This window comes from Pseudomonas grandcourensis (assembly GCF_039909015.1).
GTDB classification, from domain to species: Bacteria; Pseudomonadota; Gammaproteobacteria; order Pseudomonadales; family Pseudomonadaceae; genus Aquipseudomonas; species Aquipseudomonas grandcourensis.
This window is the reverse complement of the sequence record NZ_CP150919.1, coordinates 197,384-214,647: the sequence shown is the minus strand read 5'-3', so window position 1 is coordinate 214,647 and position 17,264 is coordinate 197,384. Positions and strand designations below refer to the sequence as shown.

14 protein-coding genes and 1 pseudogene are annotated in these 17,264 nt (G+C 61.1%); 2 read left to right on the top strand and 13 right to left on the bottom strand.

Annotation, left to right across the window (positions count from 1 at the left end; translation table 11 throughout):
* Positions 1-2: 2 nt before the first annotated feature.
* The 9 genes and pseudogenes from AABM52_RS00910 to AABM52_RS00870 form a co-directional block, all read right to left on the bottom strand.
* Positions 3-1,586, bottom strand: a complete 1,584-nt coding sequence (locus AABM52_RS00910) for a glycosyltransferase family 39 protein (RefSeq protein ID WP_347909987.1) — start codon at positions 1,584-1,586, stop codon at positions 3-5.
* Positions 1,587-1,705: 119 nt separating this feature from the next.
* On the bottom strand, positions 1,706-3,802 hold the full coding sequence (locus AABM52_RS00905; RefSeq protein ID WP_347909986.1) for a biotin/lipoyl-binding protein: 2,097 nt from the start codon (positions 3,800-3,802) through the stop codon (positions 1,706-1,708).
* Entirely contained in the window at positions 3,803-5,122 is a 1,320-nt protein-coding gene (locus AABM52_RS00900; protein ID WP_347909985.1) for an HlyD family efflux transporter periplasmic adaptor subunit, read from the bottom strand.
* On the bottom strand, positions 5,119-5,898 hold the full coding sequence (locus tag AABM52_RS00895) for an efflux RND transporter periplasmic adaptor subunit (protein ID WP_347909984.1): 780 nt from the start codon (positions 5,896-5,898) through the stop codon (positions 5,119-5,121). The genes AABM52_RS00900 and AABM52_RS00895 overlap by 4 nt, the downstream gene beginning before the upstream one ends.
* Before the next feature lie 79 nt (positions 5,899-5,977).
* A complete protein-coding gene (locus AABM52_RS00890; RefSeq protein WP_347909983.1) occupies positions 5,978-7,549 on the bottom strand; it encodes an efflux transporter outer membrane subunit in 1,572 nt (523 codons plus the stop codon).
* Positions 7,546-8,610 (bottom strand): HlyD family secretion protein, encoded by a 1,065-nt coding sequence (locus AABM52_RS00885; protein ID WP_347909982.1) that lies wholly within the window; start codon positions 8,608-8,610, stop codon positions 7,546-7,548. The genes AABM52_RS00890 and AABM52_RS00885 overlap by 4 nt, the downstream gene beginning before the upstream one ends.
* A 26-nt stretch (positions 8,611-8,636) precedes the next feature.
* Complete coding sequence (locus tag AABM52_RS00880) at positions 8,637-10,169, bottom strand: MFS transporter (RefSeq protein ID WP_347909981.1); 1,533 nt, start codon at positions 10,167-10,169, stop codon at positions 8,637-8,639.
* A 112-nt stretch (positions 10,170-10,281) separates the two neighbouring features.
* A pseudogene (locus AABM52_RS00875) lies at positions 10,282-10,371 on the bottom strand (metal ABC transporter ATP-binding protein); the annotation flags it as partial.
* Positions 10,372-10,377: 6 nt separating this feature from the next.
* Entirely contained in the window at positions 10,378-11,307 is a 930-nt protein-coding gene (locus AABM52_RS00870) for a LysR family transcriptional regulator (protein ID WP_347909980.1), read from the bottom strand.
* A gap of 184 nt (positions 11,308-11,491) precedes the next feature.
* On the opposite strand from AABM52_RS00870, the gene AABM52_RS00865 reads away from it, so the two are divergent.
* Together AABM52_RS00865 and AABM52_RS00860 are read left to right on the top strand one after the other, a co-directional pair.
* Positions 11,492-12,343 (top strand): RHS repeat-associated core domain-containing protein, encoded by an 852-nt coding sequence (locus AABM52_RS00865; protein WP_347909979.1) that lies wholly within the window; start codon positions 11,492-11,494, stop codon positions 12,341-12,343.
* A gap of 30 nt (positions 12,344-12,373) precedes the next feature.
* On the top strand, positions 12,374-13,381 hold the full coding sequence (locus AABM52_RS00860; protein WP_347909978.1) for an RHS repeat-associated core domain-containing protein: 1,008 nt from the start codon (positions 12,374-12,376) through the stop codon (positions 13,379-13,381).
* A 37-nt stretch (positions 13,382-13,418) separates the two neighbouring features.
* Here the strand turns inward: AABM52_RS00860 and AABM52_RS00855 are convergent, their stop codons facing one another.
* Genes AABM52_RS00855 through AABM52_RS00840 form a run of 4 tightly spaced genes read right to left on the bottom strand, consistent with a single transcriptional unit; the run spans position 13,419 to position 17,104 of the window.
* The gene (locus AABM52_RS00855) at positions 13,419-14,285 is read right to left on the bottom strand and encodes an ABC transporter permease (RefSeq protein ID WP_347909977.1); all 867 of its coding nucleotides are present in this window, start codon (positions 14,283-14,285) and stop codon (positions 13,419-13,421) included.
* A 21-nt stretch (positions 14,286-14,306) separates the two neighbouring features.
* Positions 14,307-15,167 carry an ABC transporter ATP-binding protein gene (locus AABM52_RS00850; protein WP_347909976.1) on the bottom strand — a complete coding sequence of 287 codons (861 nt, stop codon included), beginning with the start codon at positions 15,165-15,167 and terminating at the stop codon, positions 14,307-14,309.
* 5 nt (positions 15,168-15,172) lie between these two features.
* Positions 15,173-16,198: an ABC transporter substrate-binding protein gene (locus AABM52_RS00845; RefSeq protein WP_347909975.1), complete on the bottom strand. Its 1,026-nt coding sequence runs from the start codon at positions 16,196-16,198 to the stop codon at positions 15,173-15,175.
* Positions 16,199-16,216: 18 nt separating this feature from the next.
* Positions 16,217-17,104 (bottom strand): TauD/TfdA family dioxygenase, encoded by an 888-nt coding sequence (locus AABM52_RS00840; RefSeq protein WP_347909974.1) that lies wholly within the window; start codon positions 17,102-17,104, stop codon positions 16,217-16,219.
* Positions 17,105-17,264: the final 160 nt, after the last annotated feature.

Here is a 17,264-nt window from a genome sequence, read left to right as displayed (position 1 = left end):
GCCTATTTCCCGGCCATTGCGGACAAATACAACCTGGCGACAACGCCACCGGCCTTCACCTGACGTCCCAGCCGCCATTGAGCCGGCACAGGAGCAAACTCATCCGGCACGTCGGCGGTGCTGATCAACCAGATTCGCCTGGTGCCCTTGGGCAAATCGCCGAGGCTGTCGAGGTACTCATCCAGGGTCGTCAGGGTGCCGAAACCATAGTCATTCGGACGACTCGAGGTTCCGTCGGCATGTAGCGGGGTGTACAGCAGCGGCTTGGCTTCGGTGCGGTTGTAATAGACGTAGCTCAAGTACCAGAGCATGTCACTGGTGACGATTTGATCACCGGGCTGGAAGTGCTGGTTGACGTCATCGACCATGACATTGACCTGGTCATGGATGTCTACCGTGGCGTTGTTGTTCAGGCCCACCAGTTCGACACCGGCAAACAGCACCAGCACCGTCAGCGCCAACACGCGGGTGCCGTTGTACAGGCGATCGATTGCCAACGCCGCCAGCATGGGCAGGCCCAGGGCATAGGCGGTGAGATAGCGTTCGATGAACATCGGCGAAATGAACGACACCGCGAACACCAGCAGCATCGGAACAAAGGTATAGACCGCCAGCAACGCACTGCCCCGGAACACACTTCGATCCCGCGCCAGTGCCACCCCTGCCAATATCGGCAATGCCAGCGGCAAGGTGGCAAACACCAGCAGCGGCAGGTTTTCGCCATCGTCCTGGATCAACAATGACCACGCCATGGACGGCAGGGACCCGAAGGTGACCGGCGTTTCCCAGCCGACATCACCATTGGCCTTGAGTTGATCAATGTGCTGCAACAGATCGACCAGCCCCGGCAACCACGGCAGGTACAGCACGACAATGGCCAGGTTCGCCAGCCACCAGTCGCCGCGCTGGATGTGCCGCAGGCGATACCCCGGCTGTACGCGGATGATGCCCAGGTACAACCAATGACAAAGCACGCATAGCGCAGTGAAGTAATGGGTGTAGAACGCCGCGCTCATGAGCAAGACGTAGATCACCAGATAGCGTCGGCACTGCGGTTTGCGAATCCAGTACACCAGGGCAATCGTCGCCCCGAGCAACCACAGCCCCAACAGCGAATACATGCGTACTTCCTGGCTGTAGCGAACCGCCGTGGGCAGCAGCGCCAACAGGACGCCGGCGATTATTGCGGCGCGGCGGGTGGCCAGTCGATCCACCAGCCACACGCCGAGCCCGACCGAGGCGATGCCTGGCAGGGCGCTGAGGCAGCGGATCGAAAAAATGCCGTCGCCAAAGACCGCCATCCAACTGTGGAGCAGCATGAAATACAGCGGTGGATGCACGTCATAGGCCGAATGAAGCCAGATTTCCGGCAATGAATAACGCGCCAACAACAGGCTGGAACCCTCATCACCCCAGATCGCAGCCGCCGTCAGATCGTAGAAGCGCACCAGCGCCGCCAATACCAGAATCGGCACCAGCCAATGCTCCCGCGCCCAGCGAATCATCGGTTGCGCGCCCCTGGCGAAACCAGGGTTTGCGCGCGACCCCTGCGTGTCGCCCATCGGCGTTTCTCTGTGCGCCTCCATTGCCTCCCCTTACAACGCTCAGTGACAGGTTACTCGCGATCCACTTTAGACCTTCAGCCCGAGCATCGTCGATGCTGGCCCGCTGACGCAACGACCTGCGGCGACAAGGGCCGACCGGTCTAAAAACCGCTTTCCCTGACGCCCAGCGCCGCCATGCGTCGCCAGGCAACGCCCAGCACCGATTCGCCACGGCCTTGCAACACCGCCACGCCGCGTAATGGCTGCACAGGCGTCGAGGCCTGATCAAGGGTGGTCAACCGCGCACCGTACTGCGCCTGTACCGGCTCGGCCCGTTGATGCTGATCGCGACGCACGGCAATCGGTCCGTGGTGATCAGAAGTCAGCGCCTCCTGATCGACAAACGCCACACCGTTGGTGTCGATTTCGCTCAGTTGCACCGCAATCGCCGGATGCATTGGATCATCGGCGATAAACCGTCCGGTGGCACCCGGTGCCACGCGCCAGAGCTCTGCCTCGGCCAGATAGCCGCGCAAGCGCGCGCCGTCCTCGACCACCCGGGCCAGCGGCTCCCGGGTCGACAGCCAGCGCCCCACCGTCCATTGCGGCAGCAGGTCACGCACGGTGCCGGCATGGGGGGCACGCAATAGCAATCGCTCGCGCTGAGCCGCCAGCCCACGGTATTCGGCGACCGCTTCGGCCAGGCGCTGCTCGACGATGGCGGCATCGGAAGCCGTTTCGCTGCGGCTGGCCTGTCGGCGCATTTGCAACTGCTGAATCTCGATTTCCCGGCGCGCAATGGCCTGGCGCGAATCGAGATCCGGAGACTCCAGTTCGATCAGGACATCGCCCTGCGCCAGTGACTGCCCGTCATGCACCTTCACCGCTTTGATCCGTGCCGCCACCGGTGCATGCAAGGTGCTGACCCGGCCCGCCTCCAGCATGGCCGGCACCTCGACGGCACTGCGCCACGGCAGGATGAGCACCAACAACAGCCCGAGCAACGCCAGGCCGCTGAGCAGCACCCGCGGTCCATGCGCCTGCTCGCGGCGGCTCCACCACTGGCGCCACTCACTCATGATGGGCAGAAAGATGAACCAGACCAGTTCCACCAGCATCAGGAAAATCCCCAACACTTTGAAGAACAGGTGATAGACCGCCAGAGCGATCCCGAAAAACAATGCCGCGCGCCATAACCACGAGCCATACCCCCAGATCAGCAAACGCCGTTGCATTGTCGGCGACCAAGGCTCCGGCGCCGCTGCGCCGTAGCCGAACAAAAACTCGCGCAGGCGCCAGCGGCACAGGGCAAATGCCCGACCTTGCAGGTTATCGACCTGCCAGAAATCGCTGAGCAAAAAATAACCGTCAAAGCGCATGAACGGGTTGAGATTGACCACCAACGTCGTGATCCACGTGGCACTGGCGAGCATGAACGCCGCGGTGCGGGCGGGACCGTCTGGCAGCAACGACCACGCCAGCAGGGCAATGCATGCCAACAGCAACTCCGCCAGCACGCCACCAGCACCAATCAGCAACCGGGCCTTGCGATCATTGACCCGCCAGGCATCGCTGACATCGGTATAGAACATCGGAAGCAGCACCATGAACGCCACGCCCATGCTTTGTACCCGGCACCCGGCGCGCTTGGCCATGAACGCATGACCGAACTCGTGGCAGAGCTTGGCGAAGAACAGGGCCACGGCAAATGCCAATGCACCGCCAAGGCTGAACAAATGCGGAAACGTCGCGATAAATCGCTGCCAGTCCCGCGACACCAGAAACACCCCCAACCCCAGCACAGCGGGTAATCCGTAGCGCAGCGCTCGTGGACCAAAGCGCTCCAGCCAAGGCCAGGCACGATTGAGAAAACGCTCGGGGCGCCACAGCGGAATACGAAAAAACAGGTACTGATGCAGCAATACTTGCCACCAGCTGCGGCGCTGGGCATCTGCTTTAAGGCTGTAACTGGCGCGCTGCTGGGGATCGAGAGCGGTAATCAGGTCGTGACTGCGCAAAAAAACCAGCAACTGCTCCAGGTCCGTAGCGTCCAGCGCCAGTCCCGGCTCACGATTGGCTGCGTGCAGGACCTGCTCAGGCTCACCCAGCGACCAGTGGCGCAACAAACGCATGGCCGTCGTACCAAGCTTGAAGTAACGCCCTCGCACCGGGTCGGCCAGCGTCCAGCTGGGCGCACCGTCCAGTGCCGGCGCTGCCGGGGACAATTGCAGGTCGGCACGCAGGCCAGGCAGGCTCACTTACAAGCCCACGCTCTGACGCAAACCGGCCAACGGTCGACGCAGCAGGTACAACGCCAGCGGCGCCCGGTCACCGTAGATTTTTGCAGTGCCGCGCAAACCGATGCGCGGGGGGGCCGTGTCGAAATTCGCATCCAGCCGATAGGCCAATTGCCCGCCTGCCGTGGGTTGCGCTTCATAAGCCGAACGTTCGAGCCTGGCCAGATGCCGTTGCAGCGGGTCACTGTCGAGGAACAGGGCGACTTCAGCGCCGGGCTCCAGGGATATCGCGTCCCCCACGGCCAGTTCGATACGCAATTGCGCCTGGGTCGGATCGGCGATTTCCATCAGTCGTTCACCAGTCTGCACTGGCTTGCCGGTCCAGCGTTCAGCATCGGCAAACACCGCAATACCATCGCGCTCGGCGCGCACTTCGCTGCGTTTGAGCAGTTCACGGGCGTAATCTCGCTCGGCGCGTTTCTGTTCAGCCCGGGCGGCCAGCAAATCCAGTTTCGAGCTGGACTCGGCATCGGCGAACGAACGCTGGGAGTTGGCCTTGAGCTCCGCCTCGGCAACCCCGAGGGCGCGATCAGCGACATCGGCCTGGGCCTTGAGCGTGGTGCTTTCGAAGCGCAGCAGCAGATCGCCGGCCTTCACCGTCTGGTTGGGTTTGACCAGGAACTCGGCTATCACACCGTCCAGCGGCGCGGCCACGACCCGACCGCCCAGCGGCACCACTTCGGCCGGTGCCAGTACGGACTGGCGCACCGGGATCAACAGCCCAAGCAAAAGCAACCCGACCAGCAACGCCTGGCGTTTGCGGGTCCAGCGCAGACGCCATGGCTTGCGCGGTTGCAACGCCTGCCAGGCGTGGCTGTAGGTATCGCCCAGTTGCGCCAGCAGTACTTGTTCGGCAGGGTTCCACGCAACGTCCCGGGCCAGCCACAACCCGCCAAACACCTCGCCCTGGCGATCGATCAGCGGCAGCCAGAACACCTGCGCAGCCGACAGGCTTTGCCATTCATCCTGCAGCGATTCGCTGAGGACATCGGCGGCAACGACCCGCGCCTGCTGCAACTGTTCGCGCATGAACAACTGCGCCACCGCCTGCTCGACGAACGCTACAAAGGGTGAATTCGGCTCCACCGTACTGACACCGGTCACGGCCTGCACCTTCCCGGCGATCAACAGAGCCGCATGGCGAAAGCCAAACAGTGCCTGACCATCATTGACCAGGCTGTAGGCCAATTGAGCGGGCGTTTGGGCCGCGCGGGTCTGGCGCTCAAGGTCGAGAAAGCGTGCGAATACCTGCTCGGCACCGCCGCTCACCGGCGCGTTCACTTGAACTCCGCGAAATGCGCCGTGCCGCTCATGCCCGCCAGCAGTCCGCTGGCGTCAGGCACGCTGGCCACCAGCAGCAGGGTCTGGCTGCCCTCATCGATTCGCGCGCCCAGGCGTTTGACTGTCGCGTCCAACGGCTTGCCGGTTTCATCGGGGACAAAACTGAAGGTCTGGCCAGGCTTGAGTCGGGCCATCCAGCGCGAGGGCACCAGCAGATGGATTTCCAGGGTGCGATTATCGACCACGTCCAGCAAGGGTGCACCGGCAGGTACGCTTTCATAGCGCTGTACCTTGCGCTCGACGACCTGGCCATCGAACGGCGCCAGCACGCTGCAACGCTTGACCTGCACTTGATACACCTGGGACTGCGCCTGGGTTTCGCTGACCTTGGCCTCGGCACGTGCCACTTCGAAACGCCCGACCGAATTCAGCGCGGCCAGTTGCCGATTGTGCGCCAGTTCTTCACCTGCGCCACGGCTGGCCGCTTGAGCGGCATTGAGCTGCGCTTGATAGGCCGAGCAATCGAAACGCGCCAGGGTATCGCCCTTCTTGAACGATTCCCCCTCGCTGAACGGCAATTCGACAATCCGCCCGGGCACTTCGCTGGCCAGTACGGCCTGATCCCGGGCCCGCAATACACCGCGGGCCTCGGCGCTGGTCGCAGCACTGGCGCCTGCATCCATTTGCGCAAGCGGATCGTCTACCCCAGGCGTTTGCGCCTGGACAACGCTCGCGACGAGGGCCGATCCCAACCCCAACACACAGAAAATCCGCATGACCGTACTCCCTTTCGGATCAACCGAGTCTACGGCAGCGGTGACTAGCGTCAAGCAGATGGCCATCATTGCCTGTGTATTAACGCTGCGCCGTCTCGGCCAACGGGTACACCGACTCCCAACCCCCACCCAACGCCTTGTACAACCCGACGGCCGCCAGCGACACGCCGGTCGAGCTCTCGACCCACTGCTCCTGCGTCGCCAGCAACGCTCCTTGCACGGTGAGTACGGTGACGAAATCCACCACGCCCTCGACGTACTGCTGTTGCGCGGTGTCCAGCGCAATGCGGTTCTGGCGTACGGCTTCGGCCAGGCTGTCGCGGCGCAACTGGCTGGCGTTGTAGGCGGTCAGCTGGTCATCGATTTCATGCCAGGCACGCAGCACGGTTTGCTGATAGGCGATAGCGGCTTCCTGTTGTTGCGCTTCACGCAACTCGAGTACGCCACGCAAGCGGCCGCCATCGAACAACGGCAAAGTGAATTGCGGGCCGATCCCGAACGAACGCGAACCCCAGGAGCCGAAATCGCTCAGTTGCATGGCCTGGGAACCGATGTTCCCCGACAGGGTGATTCGCGGATAGAAATCGCCCTTGGCCACGCCGATGCTGGCAGTGGCGGCATGCAGCCGTGCTTCGGCCTGACGAATGTCCGGTCGACGTTCAGCCAGTTGTGAGGGCAAGCCAATGGCGACCTGGCGCGGCGTTTGTGGCACCGGTGCGTCTGTGGATAACTCCGCCGCCAATGCCTGGGGCGGTTCGCCCATCAACAGGCTCAAGTCGTTGATCAGTTGCCACTGGCGCTGCTCCAGGGCGGGCAGGCGTGATTCGATGGCCGCCACTTGTGCGGCGGCTTCGGCGACATCCAGGTCCGTCGCGACGCCGTCGGCCAGGCGCAGTTGCGAAAGTTTCAGGCTATGGCGGGCGACGTCGAGATTCTGCTCGGTGACGAGCCGGGTGTTCTGCACACCGCGCAGTTGAATGTAGTCCTGGGCGGTTTCCGCCAGCACCGACAGCAGCACACCGCGTCGGTCGTTCTCGGCGACTTCCAGGTTGGCGTCGGCTGCTTCGGTTTCACGCCGAACGCGGCCCCAGAAATCCAATTCCCAGGAGGCGGAAAAGCCGGCATCCCACAGGTTGAATGCGGACTGGCCGTTGTGTCCTGACGGATCGTTCAGGCCTTCACCGCTGTTGCGGTTGCGTCCGTAACGACCGCTGGCAGCCGTGTTGGGGTAACGCTCGGCGGTGATGACCTGACGCACCGCACGACTTTGCTGCAAACGGCTGCTGGCCAGCTTCAGGTCGAGGTTGTCGGTCAGGGCGCGTTGGCTCAGGGCCGATAGTGTCGGATCGCGGAACACCTCCCACCAGCGCTCGGTCATCGTTTCGGTGATGGCTTGGCTGGCGGCGGATTTGGCTGGCTTTGCCCATTCGGTGATTTCGGTGGCTTCGGGCTTTTTGAAGTCTGGCCCGACGGTGCAGGCGCTGACTGCCAGTAAGTTCAACGCCAAAACCACTGACTGAACGAGTCTCTTGTGGCGAGGGGGCTTGCCCCCGTTGGGTCGCGAAGCGGCCCTGGCTTTGGCGAGCGCTACGCACTCGAACGGGGGCAAGCCCCCTCGCCACAGGTACATGCCTCTGTCGAAAAGACTCATCGCTGAGTCACCTCATTCGCAGCGACACTGCCAGTATCAATACTCGCCTCCACCGACATCCCCACCCGCAAGCGCTCGGCCAGCGCCTGTCCCGGCTCCAGCACAATCTTCACCGGTATCCGCTGCACCACCTTGGTGAAGTTGCCAGTGGCGTTGTCCGGTTTGACTGCAGCGAATGTCACCCCGGTGGCCGGTGCAATGCTTTCGACACGACCGTTCAATGCCGCACCGCCCAGGCTGTCGACGCGCACTTGCACAGCCTGTCCCGGCTGCACATCCGTCAGTTGGGTTTCCTGGAAGTTGGCCATCACGTAAGCCTGCGCCAGCGGCACCACCGCGAGGATTTTGCTGCCCGGGGTAACGTAGGCGCCGACCCGCACTGCGCGTTCGCCGACCATGCCGTCCTGTGGCGCGACGATCCGCGTATAGGACAACTCGTAGCTGGCCATTTCCAGCTTCGCCTGCGCCCGTTTCAGACCACCTTCGGCTGCATCACGCTGGGCCGTGAGGATCTCCACCTGCTTGCGCTCCGCCGCCAGTACCGCCGTGGCGTTGGCCAATCGTGCCGAAGCCTGGTCGATGCGCGTTTGCGCCTGTTGCGCATTTTGCACCGTGCCGGCGCCCACCCCGGCGAGGTGGTTGTAGCGGTTCAACTCATGCTCGGCAAAGGCCGTTTCCGCCTTGGCCGAAACCACCGAGGATTGCGCCTGGGCAATCACCGACACCTGGCGCTCGAGGGTCGCCCGGGCGTTTTGCAGTTGTGCCCTGGCCACCAGCGTTTCGGCATCGGCGGCATCGGCGGCTGCGCGCAGATCCCGGTCATCGATCAGTGCCAGCAACTGCCCGGCCTTGACCTGCTGGTTGTCCTCCACCAGCACTTGCTTGATAAACCCGGCAACCCGCGGCACGACCAGAGTGAAATCCGCCGAGACATAAGCATCGTTGGTGTTCTGCTGGGTACGCTTGCCGAACAGGCCGGGCATCGCCAGGTACAGCAACACGCCGACGGCCAACGCGGCGGCCACGGCAACCGCGACTTTCTGCTTTGCTTGAGTGTTCATGAAAACCTTCTGTATCAGTGGAGCATTCAGGTCGGTGCGCGCGGCGGAAAGATCCGCGTCGGCAGCCAGAAAATCAGCAGGATCAAGGTCACGGCGATACCGGCCATGCACAGGTAAAGATCAGAGGAAGTGAGCACCACCGCTTGCTCATGCAGTCGATGAGCGAGGCCTGCGCTGTCGTGCTCGGCCAGCGGCGAGTTACCGAGGCGATCGACTAGCATGGTCGAGTGAAAATGCAAACGGGCCGTGGTCAACGCCTCGATCACCCCGGTAGCGATGACCGCCGAGAGGCCTTTGACGGTGTTGAACCAGGCCGATGCGAAGGGCCCTTCCATCGGGTTGATGCTGCCGGTGGACAGCATCAGCAGCGGCAACACAGCCATGGGCTGACCGAAAATCTGCAGCCATTGCAGTACATAGAAATCATCACGAATCCACGCGGACGTCAGTTGCGAGCCGCCGACGCACGACAGCGCCAGCATGCTCAGGCCGATGCCCAACACCCAGCGGCAATCGACCCAGCGAAAGTTGCACAGCGCCGCCACCAACGGCAGCGCAATCAATTGCGGCAGCGCCGCCAGCAGCATGATCGGCGCGGTCTGCACCGGGCGATAACCCTGGACCTGCGCCAGGTAGCCGGACGGAATAATGATCACCGCCTGCAACACCACCAACACGCCCGCCAAGGTCAGAAGGGCGAAAGACAGGTTGCGGATACCGAGCATCTGCATCTTGAAAAACGGAATCGGCTGCGACCACTCGCCGGTCAAGAACAACACCAGCAACAACAGCCCGCCACCGAGCAATCCGCAGATCAGGTTCGACTCGAACCAGTCCAGGCGATTGCCCTGCAGAATGCCGATCACCAGCATGCAGATGGCGGGAAAACCCAGCAGCACACCGCGCCAGTTGAAGGACTTGAAGCGTTCCAGACGCAACGGGTCCCGGGGCAAGCCATACGCCACTGCGACCATTGCAATCAGGCACGGCGCGATGATTTGCCAGAAGGTCCATTGCCAGCCGACATACTCGGTCCACAACCCGGCCAACGGCGTGCCCAGGCCCGGGCCGAACGTCGCCGTCAGGGCATAACCGGCCAGGCCATACAACTTCACGTTGGCGGGCAGAAATCGCAGGGCCACGGTCATCAGCATGGGTGGCAATGCACCTCCCGCCAGGCCTTGCAAGGTGCGCAGCAACAGCAGGCTTTCGTAATTCGGGGCGAAGGGGCACAACACACCCAGCAGGGTGAACAGGCTGATGGCCCACAGGGTGAAACGCCGCAACGAGAACGTCACCGCACACCAGGGCGCGAACGCCATGGCCGCCACCGACGTCGCGGTGTAACAGGCAACCAGCCAGGTGCCTTCGTCGTAGCCGATGGCCAACGCACCACGGATGTCGGCGAGCGCGACCTTGGTCACCATCTCGTTCAGGCCCGACACCAGCACTGCCAGCAATACGCCCACCAGGCCGATGATGATTCGAGGGCCGAATACCTGTGGTGAAGCTGTCGGGCCGGTCGCGGCGACGGGTGCCGGGGCCGTAAGGGAAGTCATGTACTGCAAGCTCCGGCGTGAAAAGACCGAAGCATTCTAGGAAGCGTGATGCCTGACGAAAATCAACTTATTGGCAGGTTATAAGTGTGTTTGACGCAATGATGAAGAGCCTCTGTGTGAGCGAGCCTGCTCGCGAATGCGGCTTATCATTCAACATTGATACTGACTGACCCAACGCCTTCGCGAGCAAGCTCGCTCCCACAGGGGGTCAGCGGTGACTTTCAGGTTGCGCAGCCAGCCACGTTTCATCGCAGCAGGATTTCAGCGTCTCACGCAGCCAGCGGTGGGCCGGATCCTTGTCGAAACGCGGGTGCCAGGCCTGGGTCAGCATCAGGGTCGGCAACGGGATCGGCAAATCGAACGAGCGCAGCTTCAGTCCAAGCCGTCGCACACTCAGCAAGGCTTCCTTGGGCACCGGCAGTATCAGGTCGGAATCGGGCAAGGCAAACATCGCCGCATGAAAGCTTGGCGCGATCACCGCCACCCGCCGCTCCAGCCCCAGGGCATTGAGCGCGGTGTCGATCGGACCCCGGGCTATGCCACGCCGGGACATGCTGATATGGGAATAACCCGCATAGCGCTCCGCCGTGATCTCATCGTCCAGCAGCGGATGATCCTCGCGCACCAGGCCGACGAAGTGGGTGGAAAACAGGTTCTGAATCTTCACTTCCGGGGTCAACGGCCGTGTGTTGCTGATGCTGAGATCGATCCGCCCTTCGCGCAATGCCTCATCATCGCCATCGCCTTCAGGGACGAAACGCAATTCGCAGTGCGGCGCCTGCCGGTCGAGGGTGTCGAACAGCTTGCCGCCGTAGACGCCGACAAAGAAGTCGTTGGCCCGAATACTGAACCGCCGCCGCAGCGAGCTCAGTTCCACCGCATCGGCCGAACGAAACAACAACCCGGCCTGCTCCACCACACTGCGCACCTGTTCGCGCAATTCCAGTGCCTTGGGGGTCGGCACCAGGCCACGGCCGGCGCGCACCAGGATCGGATCGCCAATGGCTTCGCGGATGCGCGTCAACGTCCGGCTCATGGCCGCCGGGCTCAGGTTCATCCGCCGCGCCGCGCCCACCACACTGCCCTCGTCGAGCAAGGCATCGAGGGCGACCAACAGGTTCATGTCTGGGAGTTGCATGGTGAGCACTCGTGGCTGATCTTGGTTGAGTCAGATGCAATGCTAGCAAACATCCTCCGAATGATGCTTTGACTGTACCGGCCCAGGTGCGCGACCCGAACCACTATCAGTTCTGATAGTTATCTAGTTGGGCTCAAGCGAGTAAAACATTAAGCCGTATCCCACTTCCGCGAAGCCCCCCGATATGAGTCAGGCCAAAACTGTCGATCTACAGAACCCCAGCCAGCAACGCTCGGTCTTGCTGGCTGGGGATCTCAAAAACTCGGTATTGATCGAAGTCGATGCGGGCAATCTTAATCTCATTGCGTACTCGCCCTACGGCCAACAATCGTCACAGCTTGGGGTCATGACGCGGCTAGGGTTTAACGGCGAACTACGTGAGGTTAAACCCGAGCGGTATTTGTTGGGCAACGGTCACCGTGCATACAACCCGCTGCTGATGCGCTTTCAGAGCCCGGACAGCTTGAGTCCGTTTGGCGAGGGCGGGTTGAATGCGTACATGTATTGCGGCGGGGAGCCGGTGATGAATTCGGATCCGACGGGGAAATCGATATGGGCGTTCTCCAGAGCCTTACAGCGGCTCACCGAACGGGTGACCAATGTTGCCACGCAAGCTGTCAGGACAACGGCCTATGCGACAAAAAGCGCAATGAACAGCACCGCGAGCCTTATTGGTAGCGGTGCTTCAAAGATGTCCGCCGCACTAGGAAACGCAAAAAAATCCGTCATTGCTGCCACGGTAGGGAGTGAGCCATTTCCTGTTCCACCAAGTCGTGTAGTTTCAACTTCGAAATCGCAGATCGCTCCGTCGCACCCGATTGGATACTCAGAACGACCTAATCAGGTCAGGCAACAAATAAAGTCTGCTCAACAAAAGTCTGCCGTCTCTACTTTTCGTGGTCGAACAAAAGCGGAAAATACTCAAATCCAATCCTCTAATTACAACCACGTACAAACGACTTTGGACGCAAAGAAGCACACCTCTCTGCTGAACGAGGGGACCGGAAAAGTTGTCGCAATCATTCGTACAACTTAAAGGCACGTAACTTTCAGGAAGGCTCCAAAAATGGCTCAGCACAACCAAACCTGGCAACGCACCGTGCTGCTGGCAACCGACCGCAGTCAATCCATCATTGGCGAAATCGTCGATGGCCAGGCCAAAACCATCGCCTACTCAGCTTACGGCGAGCAGTTCGCGCAGCAGAAAGTCGAGACTCGGCTGGGGTTCAATGGCCAATTGCGTGAAGCGGATATCGGTTGGTATTTGCTGGGCAACGGCTACCGCGCCTACAACCCGCGGTTGATGCGTTTTCACAGCCCGGACAGCTGGAGTCCGTTTCGTGGGGGTGGGTTGAATGCGTATATGTATTGCGTGGGGGATCCGGTGAATCGGGTGGATCCGACAGGGCATTTTTGGGATGTGATCAAGCTTTTTGTACGGGAGAACATTAGATATCGAACTCCCCAAAAACTCGCCATTGCCAACGTCAAGGCAAACGCAAGATACAAAGCCATGTCTACCCTTGGCCGAAGCTCCCGTCCAGATACCCCCTCGCCACCGAGTCGCCAGGACACCGCTTGGTCTCAGATAGGCGGCTTTATCATGGGAGCGCCAGGCCCTAGAAATCGCGTTCCGTCTCCAGGCGGTGATCTTGCGCCGCAAAATGTGGGCGGCTGGGAACCGCAAACTGGAGGGACACCTTGGCGAGTGAGTCGTACCGCACAAGACGGTCCATCATCAAGTACAAGTCGCCAAGTCGTCAGCTCCGGTGGAAGACCCGATAACCCCAGTGGAAGACCCATGAAGGAGGAGAACTATTTACAAGGTGGGGAGGTCCTCCCACGTAAAGACCACTGGCCAAGCAACGAGTCGATTTCTAGCAATGCATCCAGTGGGACAAATGCCTCCAATACAACGACGGGGAATAGCATTCATAGCGATCAGTATTCCCATGCAGCAAGCCTTAGAGATCTGGAAGAGTCTTGGAATCGACTCAATCAATTGGAACGCGGTCGTGACTGGTCTTCCAGCGAGTCTTTTCATTCGGCTGTGTCTTCAATACGCAATTCATGAGGATTAAGGGGACATGGAGTACAGCGGCGTGCCCTCCCTACCGCACCATCCCCCACCGCCTAACCGTCACCCGCTCCAACGAATCAAACACCAGGTTCTCCACCAACAACCCAATCAGAATCACCACCGCCAGCCCGGCAAACACCTTGTCGGTATACAGCTCATTGCGATTCTGAAAGATGTACCACCCCAGCCCGCCCTTCCCACTGGTCGCACCAAACACCAGCTCAGCGGCAATCAACGTCCGCCAGGCAAACGCCCAACCAATCTTCAACCCGGCGAGGATCGACGGCAGCGCCGCCGGGATCAGGATGAACAGCACGAGGCGCATGCCCTTGAGGCCATAGTTGCGCCCGGCCATGCGCAGGGTTTCCGAGACGCCGAGGAAGCCGGCGTAGGTGTTCAGTGCCAGAGCCCAAAGCACCGAATGCACCAGCACGAAAATCAGGCTGTGCTGGCCCAGTCCAAACCACAGCAGCGCCAACGGCAGCAGGGCGATGGCCGGCAAGGGGTTGAACATCGAGGTCAGGGTACTGAGCAGATCGCGACCGAATTGCGTCGACACCGCCAGCGTGGTCAGGGCAAACGCCAGGACGATGCCAATCAGGTAACCCTTGAGCAACACCACCAGGGAAATCCACACCTTGCCCAGCAATTCACCGCTGAGCAGGCCGTCATACAGCGCATGGGCGGTTTGCACAAAGCTCGGCAGCAGCAGGTCGTTGTTCTGATACCGGGCAACCGCTTCCCAAAGTACTGCGAGCAAAATCAGGATCAGGGTTTTGCGCAGCCAACCTTGCTGCCACAGTCGTTGGCCAAGGGGTAGTTCACGCTCCAGCGGCACGCTGGTCAGTGGCTGCAAAACCGTTTCGAACTCTTCACGCGGGGATGATAAATGGCTCATCGGGCCCTCCTCTCAACTGGCTCAATAAGCGATGTGGATGTCGGCGAAATCCAGTTCATGTTCGGCGTGCGGTGATTGACCTTCGTCGAACAACAGTCGGTGAATACGTCGCGCCGACTCCTGAAACGCCACACCGCCGAGGCTGTGCAAATCGTATTGGTGGCTGTGGACTTCCGCCCTCACCCGACCCGGATGGGGCGACAGCAACAGAATGCGATTGCCCACCACCAGCGCCTCTTCGATAGAGTGCGTGACGAACAGCAGCGTGAAACGCACTTCCTCCCAGAGCAGCAGCAATTCTTCCTGCATTTTGCGCCGGGTCAGGGCATCGAGGGCGGCGAAGGGTTCATCCATCAACAGTATTTTCGGCTGCATCGCCAGCGCCCGGGCGATGGCGACCCGGGCCTTCATCCCGCCTGACAAGGTGTGCGGATAAGCATCGGCAAACGCCGCCAGGCCGACCTTTTCCAGATAGTGCAGCGCCCGCTCTTCGGCCTCCCTGCGCTTGAGGGTTTTCGAGGCCAGAAGCGGAAACATCACGTTCTGCTTCACGGTTTTCCACGGCGGCAGTTGGTCGAATTCCTGGAACACCACGATCCGGTCCGGCCCAGGCGCATCAACGCGCTGGCCTTGCAGACGGATCTCGCCTTCCACTGGCTGGATGAAGCCGGCGGCGGCCTTGAGCAACGTCGACTTGCCACAACCGGACGGCCCGAGCAGGACGAAGCGGTCCGCCGGATCGATCTCGAAACTGACTTGATGGGTCGCCCGCACCACCCGCTGCGGCGTGCGGTATTCGAGGCTGACGTTATCGACCGACAGCAGCGCCTGGGCTGCTGCGATCGGTTTGCTGACCGTGTGGCCTTGCAAAGGGGCGTTCATTTCGGTCAGCTCCCTTGCAGCGGCTTGGCGTCCTGGAAGAAGTAGTCCTTCCATGAATCCGGTTTGTTTTTGATCGCGCCGACGCGGTAGAGGAACTCGGCCAGCGGGTAAGTGTTTTTCGGCGTGACGCTGAATTCGAACTGCGGGTTGTCGATGATTTTCAGCAACGCGGCGCGGTCGATTTTGGCCTTGGTAACGCGGATGTAAGTGTCCGCCGCTGCGCCTTTATCGTTCTGCGCGAACTGCGCCGCTTCGGTCAGTGCATCAATGAATGCCTTGTAGGTTTTCGGGTTCTCATTGCGGAATTTCTCGGTGGCGAACAGCACCGTCGGCGAGTTCGGACCGAGCAGGTCATAGGTGTTCAGCACCACGTGCACGTTGGGATTGGCCAGTTCCTGGTCCTGGAACGGTGGGTTGGAAAAGTGCCCGCTCAGCTCGGTGCCGCCGGCCAACAGCGCAGCCGTGGCATCAGGATGTGGAACGGCGATGGTGTACTTGTCGAGGCGATTGAAGTCCTTGTCACCCCACTGCTTGGCCGCCGCGTACTGCAGGAAGCGCGACTGCACCGACACGCCCACCGCCGGCACCGCGATACGGTCCTTCTCGGTGAAGTCGGCGATGGTTTTGACCTTGGGATTATTGCTCACCAGGTAGTAAGGGAAGTTGCCGAGGGATGCTACAGCCTTGACGTTCTGCTTACCGTGGGTGCGGTCCCAGATGGTCAGCAGCGGACCAACACCGGCGCCGGCAATGTCGATCGAGCCCGACAGCAACGCATCGTTGACCGCCGCGCCGCCCGAGAGCTGGGTCCAATCGACCTTGATGTCGATACCCTCCTGCTTGCCGTATTTCTCGATCAGGTTCTGATCGCGCACCACATTGAGCAGCAGGTAAACGATGCCGAACTGTTCGGCAATGCGGATTTCACCTTCGGCGTGGGCCACGGTCGGCGCCACCAGGCTGCCGGCGATCAGGCTGAAACCCAGGCCGATGGCCGCGGCCAGCGGTGCGAATGGAAGACGTTTGGACATGATCAGATCTCCGACAAATCAGAAAGGCGCGTCGCCCTGAATGGTGGTGCGATACAGCTTGCGGCGCAGATGGCTGGGGCATCCGGCGGCGAGGTGGATCAGCGAACGGTTGTCCCAGAACACCAGATCATGGGGCTGCCATTGATGGCGGTAGATGTTTTGCGGCAGCACACTGTGGGCATAGAGCTCGGTCAGCAGTTGCTGGCTCTCGTCTTCCGGCAGGCCAACGATGCGGGTGGTGAACCCCTCGCTGACGAACAACGCCTTACGGCCGTTTTCCGGGTGGGTACGCACGACCGGGTGGACGACTTCGGCGACCTGGGCGAGTTGCTCAGGCGTCAGGGTCGGACGCCAATTGCCTTCGAACTTGGTCTCGCTGTAACGCGCCGTGTAGGAGTGCGCCGCCGAGCGACCTTCCACCGCTTTGCGCAACGCGAGCGGCAGGTTGTCCCAGGCTTTGTGCATGTCGGCGAACAGCGTATCGCCGCCCTCGTAGGGAAGCTCCTGGGCATGCAGCATCGAGCCCAGGCTCGGCAGTTCCTTATAAGAAAGATCGGAATGCCAGAACTTGCCGGCGTCGCCCAGGCCGATGTTCTGGCCGTTTTCGACGATGTTGGAAACGATGAGGATTTCCGGATGCCCCGCCAGCAGGAACTGCTTGAGCACATGGATCTGCAACACGCCAAAACGGCGGCTGAAATCGATCTGTTGCTCAGGAGTGATGCGCTGGTCGCGGAACACCACCACGTGATGATCCAGGTGCGCACGGTGAATACGGGCGAAGTCCTGATCATTGATCGGGCGGGACAGGTCGAGACCGATGATTTCGGCACCCACCGCTCCGCTGAACGGGCGGACTTCAAAGAATTGTGGCGCGATGCTTGGCGAAGCTGAAGCTGCAGACATAAATCACTCCCACGCACGGCACGCTCAAAGGCGCGCGCGTCGATCAGAAACTCACGGAGGTCCCGTGTTGGTTCGTGTCGTGCGGCGCGCCGATTGGTCGGCAGGTACGCAGGAGATTGACTTTATAGATATAAGAATTGAAATTTAAATACCGTTAATG